Origin of the sequence: Providencia sp. PROV267 (assembly GCF_028477825.1) — a bacterium.
Taxonomy (GTDB): Bacteria; Pseudomonadota; Gammaproteobacteria; order Enterobacterales; family Enterobacteriaceae; genus Providencia; species Providencia stuartii.
In genome coordinates this window covers 274,666-287,470 of record NZ_JAMPLX010000011.1, presented here as the reverse complement: position 1 = coordinate 287,470, position 12,805 = coordinate 274,666, and the positions used below count along the sequence as shown (strand labels likewise).

The following is a 12,805-nucleotide window of genomic DNA, read 5'->3' as shown; positions in this document are numbered from 1 at the left end:
TTTAACAAAGTGTGCCTTACTTTATGAAATATTTCCTACTTTGAGATATTTTACCTAGTGTTTACACTTTGTTTAAAACAAAATCAGTAGTCTGATACCCGTTTTAGCCCTACATCATAATGGTCATCTTCATATTGTGATTATGGTTAAAACAACAATCCAATGCTATGTTAGTGCCACAGACAGCAAGTCTCATAGGAGTAATTATGCTTAAGAAAGTTTTCGTCGGTGTTGTAGCAGTCACTGTATTATCTGGCTGTGTCAATACCAGTACACTTTCTGGTGATACTATTTCAGCTAAAGACGCGAAACAAGTACAGACTGTGACTTACGGCACTGTGCTTAATGCTCGCCCTGTTACTATCCAAGCAGGTGATGATGGAAACGTTATCGGTGCAATTGGTGGTGCGGTACTAGGCGGCCTATTGGGTAACACCATTGGTGGCGGCTCTGGTAAAACGCTTGCAACCGCTGCGGGGGCTATTGCGGGTGGTTTAGCAGGCCAAGAAGCCCAAGGTGCGCTGAATAGAAGCCAAGGTGTACAGTTAGAGATCCGTCTTGATAGCGGCAAAAACATTGTCGTCGTTCAAAAACAAGATCCAAGTGTTTTCCGTTCTGGCCAACGTGTCATGATTGCAAATAGTGGCGGCACGGTCACTGTTTCTCCACGTTAATCTTAGTATATGTTCACCGGCAAAATTCTGACCGGTGAACATATCTTCTTAATTTTAAGGTTACCTAAACCATTGTTGTGTAGTCATCATACATCTACAGTTTCACTTCCTTATTGGACTTTGGATTTGACATCTTATGCAGTACCAACAAACCGTTGAACATCTGTAAATAACTGACAAATATTAATGTTTGCTTAAATTCCAATGATTATTTTTACGCTGTTTGATTTGTTCCTCAAAACACAATTAATCTAAAAAGTATCACTTGCTACTCAAGTTAACAGCAGTAAACTTTAAACACCCTTCTATCTTATAAATCAGTTAAAATAAAAATGATTTATCATCAAACAATAAATAAAGCCAATAATTTAGTTTCATACTAATTTATTAGGCGAAAAAATCAGAAGAAAAGTTCTATCAATAAAATAGATAATTAATCTTGTCATAATGATTTAAAGTTTAATAATGTACTTAGCTCATTAATAATTTCACTAATTATAAATCTCCTTGTAATCGTAAAATATTTTTCTCTAATTTCAGTAACAATAATGATAACTGACCCAGTTCATCCTGTGTAATATTTCCTAAAATCTCTTTGCGTGTATTATCAATTACCTCATCAACTGTTTTGATAAATGGCTCAGACTCTGGTGTCAGTTTTATTCTTTTTGCACGACGGTCATTCGCACAAGTGTGACGAGAAATCAGTTTTTTTTCCTCTAACTGATCTAACGTTCTCACTAATGAAGGTTGCTCAATACCAATCGCTTTTGCAAGTTGAATTTGCGACTGCTCCGGCGGTAGCTGGCTAATATTATGTAACGTAATCCAATGCGTTTGCGTTAGCTTAAGTGGTTTCAAACGATGATCAATCAGTGATCTCCACATGCGTACAACACGTGATAAATCAGCTCCTATTTGTGACTCCAATGTTCCCTCCTTATATAACACTATTCTGCCCAACAAATATACAACCCATAAATTATTCTTTAAATTATATATTCACTCCTTCTTGCTATGACAACTAATTATTAGAAAAAACCATGATAAATACCTATTTATAGTCATAGTCAATCATTTGATTTGTGATTTTAATCACCCATTAAATCCACTCATTTTATATATTAAACATCGTTTTATTTACTCACATAGACTATCAATGATCTTGTTAATAAGAATAGCCTTACTCCTCTTTCGAATCTATCTATTTTAACCCTTATAGTAATTACAATTAACAATAAAAAAGACAATTGCCGATTACTCCTTTAAAAACAATTAAATATAGTTAATCTTAAAATCATGCCATTTTCGGTAGCTTTGCCCTTATTTGATTATTATTTTGAATAACTAAAATTTAATTGAAGGATATATGAAGTAATTAACTATGTTTTATTAATTTCATTTCAATTTAATTACGCTTCAACGAATAGTCGTTAAAAAACTTTAATTAAAAAGATTGATGGGGGATGAGTGCGTTGATAACAATTAAAAAAGCTCTTGTTGAGGTGAAGGTGAGTCATCTTGCTGAGTTTTGACGGCTATTGAACGAATATAGCGCTGACGACATAAACGTAAGATATTACGCTTTTGGCTATCGGTAAATTTTAACCATCCGAAACGTTCTTCCCTAGAGCGAAAGCAACCACGGCAATAACCTTGCTCATTGGCTTGGCAAATCCCACGACAAGGGCTTTGAATTTCAAAAAACTCGAGTTGCTCTGCCATACTGATATCACCTAACTAAAAACACCAATTAATGATATACTCCACTAATACGATTATATCTATTATTTGTACAATAAATAAACCTATTTCATTGTGTTAAAGATAATAGGTACGTTATATTAGTCATATTAGTCGTTAAAACGATTCAGTTTCATTTAGTTAATTCAAGGGAGTTCTCTTATGCGCTTACTACATACCATGTTACGTGTGACGGATATGCAGCGTTCAATTGATTTTTACACGAAGGTTCTCGGTATGCGTCTACTGCGTACCAGTGAAAACCCTGAGTATAAATATTCATTGGCATTCGTGGGTTACAGTGACGAAAGTGAAGGTGCCGTAATTGAGCTCACCTATAACTGGGGGGTTGATAGTTACGAATTAGGCACAGCTTATGGCCATATTGCCCTCGGTGTCGATAACGTCGCTCAGACCTGTGAAGATATCCGCCGTGCAGGTGGAAATGTGACACGTGAAGCAGGCCCAGTCAAAGGTGGTAGTACAATTATTGCTTTTGTAGAAGACCCAGATGGGTACAAAATCGAGCTAATTGAGAACAAAAGTGCTAGCAAAGGCCTCGGTAATTAATTCATTTCGATTCTTAAGTCACTAGGCAGTTCAAATGCTGCCTAGTGTGAGTTTATCTGCAAAACTTTTCGGTTTTTGGCATAATAACCAACAACCGGAAACCTAAAATGAAAGCCTAATGTCTGATAAAAATAATCCTAACGCACTGGTTAGCCGCTTCAGGGGCTATTACCCTGTTGTCATTGATGTAGAAACTGGTGGGTTTAATGCCAAAACGGATGGTCTACTTGAAATTGCCGCCATCACGCTCAAAATGGATAAAGATGGCTGGTTATCGCCTGATGAAACACTTCATTTTCATGTTGAACCCTTTGAAGGGGCTAATTTAGAACCCGCTGCGTTAGCTTTTACGGGGATTGACCCAACTAACCCTTTACGTGGTGCTGTTAGTGAGTATGAAGCACTGCATGCCATTTTTAAAATGGTACGAAAAGGGATGAAAGCGACCGATTGTAATCGAGCTATCATTGTGGCTCACAACGCCACATTCGACCACAGCTTTGTCATGAATGCCGCTGAACGTGCGGGTTTAAAACGTAACCCTTTCCACCCTTTTGCGACTTTTGATACCGCTGCATTAAGTGGCCTTGTTTTTGGGCAAACGATTTTAGCTAAGGCCTGTGTCGCAGCAGGGATCCCTTTCGACGGTAAGCAGGCTCACGGCGCTTTGTATGATACAAACCGCACTGCTCTTCTTTTTTGTGAGTTAGTTAATAAGTGGAAAAAGCTCGGTGGATGGCCACCAGCGGAGCGAGAGTAAAAAATAGCCGTATCCGAAATAGAAAGACCGTATTAGTCTAAACGCTTAATACGGTCTTTTTAGATACATTAATGACGAGATTACTCAGCTTTCGTCTCATCAGCAGGACGGTACTTGTCTGCTGTTTCTTTAATCAGTGACTGTAATTCACCACGCTGATACATTTCCATGATGATATCACAACCACCTACTAATTCACCGTCAACCCATAATTGGGGAAATGTTGGCCAATTTGCGTATTTTGGTAGCTCTGCACGGATATCTGGATTTTGCAGGATATCGACATAAGCGAAACGTTCACCACAAGCAGATAACGCTTGAACTGCCTGAGCAGAAAAACCGCAGCTAGGAAGCTTAGGAGAGCCTTTCATATACAGCAGGATTGGGTTTTCTTTAATCTGGCGTTCGATTCTTTCAATTGTCGTCATTTTTACTTCCTTAACATTAATATAATTAGTATATTTTTTGTTTTTCAATAAGATAAAAAATACAGAACAAAAAACATACTACATAATACTACATTTCACTCTTAATACATCAATGAGTTAAGCTGCGATTACGAATGAAAAAGAGGGGTGTTAAGCCCCTCCTTTGGTTTGCTTGTATTGTGACTTATTTATGATTCAAGTCAAATAAATCTACTACCTAGCACGCTCCCTGCTCTGTATCACTCTTTTCCTACCATACTCTCCCGCGATGATAAAAAACCAACGAATAACAGTCTCACTGAACTATCAGCCTATCTCACAAATTTATTTGGTATTAGGGAACAATCAGGAGAGCCACAGCAGTTATGAGCTAACTACACGTTAGTCATCCACCCGCTATTGAAAAGCCATACGTTCATATCCCCGTTTACAGTTACGGTGAAACTCTGCTGATAAAATAATATCCCTATGATTTTACGGTGTATTTATCAGTAAGATTTGTTAAGATAACCCTATAATGACTAAGCCTACAATCAGGCAGCCATATCGTGCTATTATTAATATATTAAATAATAGTTCATGCCGCATAAATGTTCAGTTTATGCACATTAACAGCATGATCATGGCTATAAAAATATTCGCTCAACTTTATGAGCACTACACCCATATGTGTTGTTTTACACCTAAACAAGGAGTACGCAATGTCTTTTGAACTACCCGCTCTACCTTATGCTAAGAATGCTCTAGAACCTTATATCTCGGAAGAAACACTCGAGTACCATTATGGTAAACACCATAATACCTATGTTGTTAACCTGAATAACTTAGTCAAAGGTACTGCTTTCGAAGGTAAATCACTGGAAGAGATCATTAAAACCTCAGATGCTGGTATTTTTAACAATGCGGCACAAGTTTGGAATCACACTTTCTACTGGAACTGCTTAGCGCCAAACGCTGGCGGGGAACCAACAGGTAAAGTCGCAGAAGCGATTAACAAAGCATTTGGTTCTTTCGCTGAATTTAAACAGCAGTTCACTGATGCAGCAACCAAAAACTTTGGTGCTGGTTGGACTTGGTTAGTTAAAAAAACTGATGGCAGCTTAGCGATTGTAAATACCTCTAACGCTGGCACCCCTATCTCTGGTGATGACAAACCTCTTCTTACTGTCGATATTTGGGAGCACGCCTACTATATTGACTACCGCAATGCACGTCCTAAGTATTTAGAGAACTTCTGGGCGCTGGTTAATTGGAAATTTGTTGAAGAAAATCTAGCTTAATTGATTTTTATCACTAACAATAAGGGCGAGTATTCACTCGCCCTTATTCATTCTACCTTTATTTAAAAGGCAAAATTAGAAAATATGTACTGCAAAAGCAATGATCACAGCCAAAGAACCTAACGCTGCTAATAATCCAAATTTAAAATCTGTATCCATGAGTTCCTCTCATCAAACGAACAGTTAACCAGCAACATAACCATAACTTTAACATGGTTAAATAAGTATGACATGACGATTTATAAAAACCAGTGTCTATATCACAGGTTATAACATCAATTATTTCTTTTGTTTTTGCGCTAGATCAGACAAAATCGATAACAAATCGCTAAATTATTGCCAGTTAAGGTACTATGCCTCAATATGCTGGTAATTTTTAATAAGAATTCATGACAAGACCGCTTATTGGTCAGGAGTTTTTTTTCCCCATGGCAACGATTAAAGATGTGGCGAAGCGCGCTGGCGTCTCCACCACAACCGTATCCCATGTAATTAACAAAACACGCTTTGTAGCCGATGATACTAAGGCTGCTGTTTGGGCTGCAATAAAAGAACTCAATTATTCGCCGAGTGCCGTTGCTCGTAGTTTGAAAGTTAATCATACAAAATCCATCGGCTTGCTCGCGACATCGAGTGAGGCACCTTATTTTGCTGAGGTCATTGAGTCTGTTGAAAACAGTTGTTATGAGAAAGGCTATACTCTAATTTTATGTAATTCGCATAATAACTTAGGTAAACAACAAGCTTATTTACAGATGCTGGCACAAAAACGTGTCGATGGCCTACTCGTCATGTGTTCTGAATATCCTGATAAACTAATCAATATGTTAGAAGATTACCGTAACATCCCAATGGTCGTTATGGATTGGGGAACATCACGCGGTGACTTTACTGACAGTATCATTGATAATTCATTCCATGGCGGCTATCTCGCGGGTCGTTACTTAATTGACCGAGGCCATCGCGATATTGCGGTGATCCCCGGCTCTTTGGAAAGAAATACAGGGATTGGGCGGCTCACTGGCTTTAAAAAGGCCATGGAAGAGGCGAAGGTCACTTTACGTGACGAATGGATTGTTCAAGGCGACTTTGAACCTGAGTCAGGCTATAAAGCCATGATGCAAATTTTGAGTAATAAGCAAAAACCCACTGCCGTATTCTGTGGTGGTGACATCATGGCGATGGGCGCCATTTGTGCCGCTGACGAAATGGGGCTACGGGTTCCTCAAGATATTTCCATTATAGGTTATGATAATGTGCGCAATGCACGTTATTTCACCCCTGCATTAACCACAATACATCAACCTAAAGAACGCTTAGGCCAAATGGCATTCGCTATGTTGCTAGATCGCATAGTGAATAAACGTGAAGATGCACAAACAATCGAAGTGCATCCACGTTTAGTTGAACGGCGCTCAGTGGCTGATGGTCCGTTCATCGATTACCGCCGCTAATTAAGGAGCTAGCCATTCGGCGTTGAGTGTTTCACTGTCTCCTAAGTATTCAAGTAACCAACTCAACGCCGGTGAGGTATTTTTTTCAACCCAAGTTAAACAGCATGGGCTTGGCGGAAACGGCTGTGTTAATTGTAATGGCACAAGCTTTCCAGCGTCACAAAATGGCGCTCCGCGGTGTTCAGGTACCATCCCAACACATAACCCATTCACTAAACACGCCATTCCATTTTCCCAAAATGGCACGACTAAACGCCGCTGGTTATCTAGTGCCCATGTATCGCGTTTGGGTAGGTTCCTTGATGTATCTTCAAGGCATAGACTTGGGTATTCACGCATTTGGTCATCCGTTAATCCTCCCTTTAACTGCGCTAATGGGTGGTTAGGACTGGCAACACATAACCATGACATAAACCCCATATCGCGAAAACTATAGCGTTCGCCGATCGGTGAGGCGCGTGTTGCACCAATGGCCACATCGACACGCCCATCCGCAAGCGCATCCCAAACACCGTTAAAAACTTCAGGATGGATATACAACTCAATGTCTGGGAAGTGGCGATAGAAATCGAGGATCAATTGCTCCGTTCGTTGAGGTTTCACTATGCAGTCAACCGCAATACTAAACTGCCCTCGCCAGCCATTTGCGGCTTGCTGACACTGGTGGCGTGTCTGTGTCATTTTTTTGATAACAGATCGACTTTGCTTGATAAATATTTCCCCAGCCTCTGTTAAAACAACATCGCGGTGACGGCGCTCAAATATCGGTACTGCAAGCCATTCCTCGACTTGCTTGACCGTATAGCTAATCGCAGAAGGCACTCGGTGAAGCTCCTCTGCTGCACCACTAAAACTCCCAGTTCTTGCAACTGCATCAATCACTTCTAAGGAATGAGCTGACCACATAACGATACCTTTCAAAAATTTTGATAGCACATTCCAAATATTACCGTTTCACAATGTAAAAATACAACCTATACAATAGGGTATCTATTAACAATTTTGTAAATTTTAGATAAGTAATCTGCCATGACAAATACAGCGACAAAAAACTCCCCAGGCTTTATGTTCTACCTTGCTGGGTTGAGTATGCTAGGGTTCTTAGCTATTGATATGTATCTTCCCGCATTTGGGTCAATGCAAACTGCATTAAATACTTCTGAAGGCGCAATTAGTGCTTCTCTAAGTATCTTCTTAGGGGGATTTGCCCTTGCTCAACTGCTATGGGGGCCTTTATCGGATAAGCTAGGTCGTAAACCGATCCTCATTGCCGGTTTGTCACTCTTTATTTTAAGTTGTTTAGGGATGTTATGGGTCACCAGTGCAACACAACTGCTTATCTTACGTTTTTTACAGGCAATTGGCGTCTGTAGTGCAGCCGTTCTTTGGCAAGCACTAGTTATCGACCGTTATGACTCCTCTAGTACGCAAAAAGTGTTTGCGACCATTATGCCCCTAGTTGCTCTTTCTCCTGCTTTGGCGCCTTTATTGGGTGCATGGGTGCTTGAGCATTATGATTGGGAAATTATCTTTGTTGTTTTAATGGCCGTTGGGGTTTTATTATTACTTCCGACATTTTTATTAAAAAATGTTGCCCCAAAAGAGATCACTAGTAGTACATCAGGAAAAGAGTCCGTTTCATTTTTAAAATTACTCAGCTCACGTATATACAGTGGTAACGTTTTGGTTTACGCATCCTGTAGTGCCGGTTTCTTTGCTTGGTTAACGGGGTCACCTTTTATTTTAAGAAATATGGGTTTTGACCCAGCAGATATTGGTCTGAGTTATATTCCTCAAACTCTTGCCTTTATTATTGGTGGTTATGGATGTCGTTTTTTATTAATCAAAGTCCGTGCTGAAATCTTATTTCCATTATTATTGATCGGCTATGCTGTGAGTATGTCAATTCTGTTTGTAATGGCAATTTATACCACACCAAGCCTAACCATGATCTTAATCCCCTTTTGTTTTATGGCAGCAATGAACGGTGCTTCTTACCCAATTGCAGTTTCAAAAGCACTGAATGCCTACCCTCAGGCAAGTGGTAAAGCTGCCGCATTGCAAAATACCTTACAACTGGGATTGTGTTTTGTCGCCAGTATATTAGTTTCCGCATTACCTTTTGATCCGCTACTATCCACAACAGGTGTCATGGCAATAACAATATTACCAATGATTATTGGTTATTTTGTTCAAAACACAAAAGATTGCACTGAATCATCACGGAAAAATGCAGAATATCAGCCTCAATAACTAATTTTGCTATCAGCCACTACTCTGTAGTGGCTGATTTGGAATAAAAAACCTAATTAAGTCGTCTTTTTAAAATCATCCACTCTTTATTTGACATTCCAATTCTGTATATTTACTTTCAAATTCTACTTTTCTGGCTAAAGTGACATTTTTCGCCATTGTTAAATAAAACTATCGCTTCTATACTCGGATAATACTTAGTCCGAAGTGATTTTTGAGTTAATAAATATTGATGGTTTAAACTCAGGGCGCGACGGTATAAATGCGCTCCTGTCTTTGTGAAGCTATTCTTCGCAACCCTACACTTTCAGCAAACTGAAATTCTATCTCAAAAACCTTCATCTCAAGTTGGAGAGCATATGAGCACTTGTGTAGATGAAACTAAAGCGAAAGTTTCGAATTGGCAAAGGATCGCAGAGTCTTTATTAAACCAAGCAGGCATAGAAATAAACGGCTCTCGCCCTTTCGATATTCAAATACATAATACCGATTTTTATAAAAGGGTTTTACAAAAAGGGTCTCTCGGTCTTGGCGAGAGTTATATGGACGGCTGGTGGGACTGTGAGCGCTTAGATATATTTTTCTATAAAGTATTGCAAGCGAAACTCGACACTAAGCTGCCGAATAACCTTACCGATATCATGAAAGTCGCTATGGCGCGCCTAAGAAACCTGCAAACCCAAAAACGGTCTTGGATTGTAGGAGAAGAGCACTATGATTTGGGTAATGATCTTTTTACCCTAATGCTTGACCCTTATATGCAGTATTCTTGCGGTTATTGGCATGATGCGACATCACTTGAACAGGCACAAATTAATAAATTGGATCTAATTTGTCGCAAACTGCAAATAGAGCCGGGTATGCGCCTTTTAGATATTGGTTGTGGCTGGGGAGGCTTAAGCGCCTATGCCGCTCGCCATTATGGCGCCTCTGTTACAGGGGTCACTATCTCTAAAGAGCAACAAAAACTCGCACAAGAGCGTTGTAAAGGCTTAGACGTTAATATCATTTTGCAAGATTACCGTGAGTTAAATGATAAATTTGATCGCATCGTCTCTGTCGGCATGTTTGAACACGTTGGCCCTAAAAACTACGCAACCTATTTCGATGTGGCACGTAGAAATATTAAAGACGATGGCTTATTTTTGTTACACACAATTGGTTCTAACAAAAATAAAGTCAATGTGGACTCGTGGATTGGTAAATATATTTTCCCAAATGGCGTATTACCCTCTATTCAAAATATTGGGAACTCAAGTGAAGGTAAATTTATCATGGAAGATTGGCACAATTTTGGGGCTGATTACGATAAAACGTTAATGGCTTGGTATGAACGCTTCTTAAATAGTTGGTCAGAACTAAGTAATAATTATACTCCTCGCTTTAAACGTATGTTTACCTATTACTTAAACTCTTGTGCTGGCGCTTTCCGAGCAAGAGATATTCAGTTGTGGCAAATCCTCTGGAGTCCGAACGGCGTTAGCGGAGGCATTAGAGTTCCTCGGTAACACAATTACGGAATATTCCTTCTTATAAAGGCTCTATTATTGAGATGAATCTCTTTATAGAGCCTTTAATAATGCATAAATATTATTTTAATTAGTCTTTCGACTAAAAAACGTTATTATAAGTGATTCGAACAACTCGCTATGTAGGAATTATGCTCAAACAGTATTATCCGCCAACGGAATTGAATGGTTTTATCAGTTCGATTCTAATTATCAAGAAATTTACAACACCGATTAAAATTTTTCCTGGTACTGGCGCAGAAATTTGGGTTTCTACCAAAGCGTTACGTCTGTCTACTGATCACCATCAACAAGTCAACAAATATCAGCTTGTTATTCCGCGTATCGACACTTTTACCGCAGAGCCTAATCATGGGAAGCTCATGGTATTGCGTGTACGCCATGATGCCGTGCGTTTTTTATTACCTAAACGCATCTTAACTTATACCGATATACCGACCGCGTTAGCCGATATATGGCAGGATCCTTGGTATAAAGAGTTATCGAAATCATCCTTTAAAGGACTCCTTGATTGTTTTAATGCGACGAAAGTCTCAAAACAGCATCAATTAGTGGATGATATATTGGCGATCCTCTACCGAAATCCAACCAAAAAGATTAATGATATTGCTGATGAAATGGGATACATCGCACGTTTTATACAAAAAGAATTTTTAAAAGAATATGGCATTACCCCTAAAAGATATCAGATAAATTGCCGTCTAGAACAACTACTTAAGGCAATGCTTGCCGAGCAAGATACCTATCGCTGGTTAGAAACAGGCTATTATGATCAGTCCCATTTCTATCGTGATTTTAAGCGTTATTTCACGATGACGCCGTCTGCTTTTTTGAAGTCTCATTATTCGTTTTTTTACAATACAAAAGCCAAGTTCCCTTTAAGATAGTTCTCGATACACATAAGGAGAACGGAATGAGTATTGTTGTATATGCACAAATCACAACAGAAAATAAGAATGGATTTTTAACCAAAGACATAATCAAAAATTTAGCTAAGCTAAGTCGTCGTGAGCAAGGATGCATTAAATATGACCTTATCACTAAAGAGGATGGTTACATCGTTTTTGAAGAATGGGAAAGTACCGATGCGCTTGAAATGCATAAAAAGTCAGCGCATTTTAAACGGCTCGTTGAAGCAATTGAACGTGATAATGCTAGCATTTCTATTAATTTTAGCGAAAAAGCATAGTGGCGCAAATTAATACTTGGTACTAAAAAACCCAACAAAAGTGCAAATACAAGGGATTTCCCCTTAAGCCCTTAAGATAGTAAAACTTATCAGACTTTTAATGCTATAACACCAGCTAACTCCTCGGTGCTATAGCATTTTCAGTTTCCCTCATACAAAGGGTGACATTTAGTTATCGCTTGCCTGTGTAATCGCTTCTTGAGCTTTTTTTTCCTGCTCTTTCTGCAATAAAACTCGTTCGACTGTATCAACTATCGCTTGAGTTTGTGGGTCTATTTCAATGTTCACTTTATCCCCCAGCCGTTTCAAACCTAATGTGGTTCTTGCTAAGGTTTCAGGGATCAGATGTACACAAAAACGGTTATTGATTACGTCACCGACAGTGAGACTGATCCCATCAATCGCAACAAACCCCTTGTGTAAAATATATTTCATCAATGCTTTGTCATAGATAGACAACCAAATTTGATGATTATCTTCTGATGTGAAGATTTTACTGATCTCTGCGGTCGTCACAATGTGGCCTGATACCACATGGCCGCCTATCTCATCACCATACTTTGCGGCTCTTTCAATGTTAACAACATCACCAACCTTCAATTCACCTAGGTTGGTTAGCCTGAGTGTTTCCTTGATTAAATCAAAGCTAACATATTCGCCATCTATTTTTGTTACTGTTAGGCAACAACCATTATGCGCTACGGAAGCGCCGGTCTCTAAGCCGACAAGCAGTTCTGGTGTAAATTTCATCACATGGGTACGAAAGTTAGCTCTCTCTGTAACCTCAACAATTGGGGCAGTCCCCTGAACGATACCTGTAAACATAATGATTCTCAGTGCTATGAATTGATAGTCTCAGTTTACCTAAACATTCTTAGAGATCTATCTAATTTGAGTGGTTTGGCTCAACCTATGTGTGAATTTG

At 39.1% G+C, this 12,805-nt stretch carries 15 protein-coding genes; 9 read left to right on the top strand and 6 right to left on the bottom strand.

Annotated features, from left to right (window positions below):
• Positions 1–206 precede the first annotated feature (206 nt).
• Complete coding sequence (locus tag PR709_RS10000) at positions 207–674, top strand: glycine zipper 2TM domain-containing protein (protein WP_014658229.1); 468 nt, start codon at positions 207–209, stop codon at positions 672–674.
• Positions 675–1,169: 495 nt separating this feature from the next.
• Here PR709_RS10000 and slyA read toward each other — a convergent pair whose 3' ends face one another.
• Together slyA and PR709_RS09990 are read right to left on the bottom strand one after the other, a co-directional pair.
• Complete coding sequence (slyA, locus tag PR709_RS09995) at positions 1,170–1,604, bottom strand: transcriptional regulator SlyA (protein WP_036940025.1); 435 nt, start codon at positions 1,602–1,604, stop codon at positions 1,170–1,172.
• A 555-nt stretch (positions 1,605–2,159) separates the two neighbouring features.
• Positions 2,160–2,399 carry a DUF1289 domain-containing protein gene (locus tag PR709_RS09990; RefSeq protein ID WP_004919204.1) on the bottom strand — a complete coding sequence of 80 codons (240 nt, stop codon included), beginning with the start codon at positions 2,397–2,399 and terminating at the stop codon, positions 2,160–2,162.
• A 180-nt stretch (positions 2,400–2,579) separates the two neighbouring features.
• On the opposite strand from PR709_RS09990, the gene gloA reads away from it, so the two are divergent.
• Positions 2,580–2,987 (top strand): lactoylglutathione lyase, encoded by a 408-nt coding sequence (gloA, locus tag PR709_RS09985; protein WP_014658227.1) that lies wholly within the window; start codon positions 2,580–2,582, stop codon positions 2,985–2,987.
• Between the two features lie 118 nt (positions 2,988–3,105).
• On the top strand, positions 3,106–3,747 hold the full coding sequence (gene rnt / locus PR709_RS09980; protein WP_272570879.1) for a ribonuclease T: 642 nt from the start codon (positions 3,106–3,108) through the stop codon (positions 3,745–3,747).
• An 80-nt stretch (positions 3,748–3,827) separates the two neighbouring features.
• On the opposite strand, the gene PR709_RS09975 is transcribed toward rnt, so the two are convergent.
• Positions 3,828–4,175, bottom strand: coding sequence for a Grx4 family monothiol glutaredoxin (locus PR709_RS09975; protein ID WP_014658226.1), 348 nt, complete (start codon positions 4,173–4,175; stop codon positions 3,828–3,830).
• A 701-nt stretch (positions 4,176–4,876) separates the two neighbouring features.
• On the opposite strand from PR709_RS09975, the gene sodB reads away from it, so the two are divergent.
• A complete protein-coding gene (sodB, locus tag PR709_RS09970; RefSeq protein ID WP_014658225.1) occupies positions 4,877–5,455 on the top strand; it encodes a superoxide dismutase [Fe] in 579 nt (192 codons plus the stop codon).
• A 75-nt stretch (positions 5,456–5,530) separates the two neighbouring features.
• On the opposite strand, the gene cydH is transcribed toward sodB, so the two are convergent.
• Positions 5,531–5,614: a cytochrome bd-I oxidase subunit CydH gene (gene cydH / locus PR709_RS19575; protein ID WP_101495216.1), complete on the bottom strand. Its 84-nt coding sequence runs from the start codon at positions 5,612–5,614 to the stop codon at positions 5,531–5,533.
• A gap of 269 nt (positions 5,615–5,883) precedes the next feature.
• Here cydH and purR point away from each other — a divergent pair, with 269 nt between their 5' ends.
• A complete protein-coding gene (purR, locus tag PR709_RS09965; protein ID WP_014658224.1) occupies positions 5,884–6,909 on the top strand; it encodes an HTH-type transcriptional repressor PurR in 1,026 nt (341 codons plus the stop codon).
• Here purR and punR read toward each other — a convergent pair whose 3' ends face one another.
• Positions 6,910–7,815, bottom strand: a complete 906-nt coding sequence (gene punR / locus PR709_RS09960; protein ID WP_040133068.1) for a DNA-binding transcriptional activator PunR — start codon at positions 7,813–7,815, stop codon at positions 6,910–6,912.
• A 123-nt stretch (positions 7,816–7,938) separates the two neighbouring features.
• On the opposite strand from punR, the gene punC reads away from it, so the two are divergent.
• The 4 genes from punC (at position 7,939) to PR709_RS09940 (ending at position 11,880) form a co-directional block, all read left to right on the top strand.
• Positions 7,939–9,162, top strand: coding sequence for a purine nucleoside transporter PunC (gene punC / locus PR709_RS09955; protein WP_076914612.1), 1,224 nt, complete (start codon positions 7,939–7,941; stop codon positions 9,160–9,162).
• A 359-nt stretch (positions 9,163–9,521) separates the two neighbouring features.
• Entirely contained in the window at positions 9,522–10,670 is a 1,149-nt protein-coding gene (gene cfa / locus PR709_RS09950; protein WP_014658221.1) for a cyclopropane fatty acyl phospholipid synthase, read from the top strand.
• Positions 10,671–10,822: 152 nt separating this feature from the next.
• On the top strand, positions 10,823–11,578 hold the full coding sequence (locus PR709_RS09945) for a helix-turn-helix transcriptional regulator (protein WP_272570878.1): 756 nt from the start codon (positions 10,823–10,825) through the stop codon (positions 11,576–11,578).
• A 26-nt stretch (positions 11,579–11,604) separates the two neighbouring features.
• Entirely contained in the window at positions 11,605–11,880 is a 276-nt protein-coding gene (locus tag PR709_RS09940) for a putative quinol monooxygenase (RefSeq protein WP_004919184.1), read from the top strand.
• Positions 11,881–12,048: 168 nt separating this feature from the next.
• On the opposite strand, the gene PR709_RS09935 is transcribed toward PR709_RS09940, so the two are convergent.
• On the bottom strand, positions 12,049–12,705 hold the full coding sequence (locus tag PR709_RS09935) for a riboflavin synthase (RefSeq protein ID WP_004919182.1): 657 nt from the start codon (positions 12,703–12,705) through the stop codon (positions 12,049–12,051).
• Positions 12,706–12,805 lie beyond the last annotated feature (100 nt).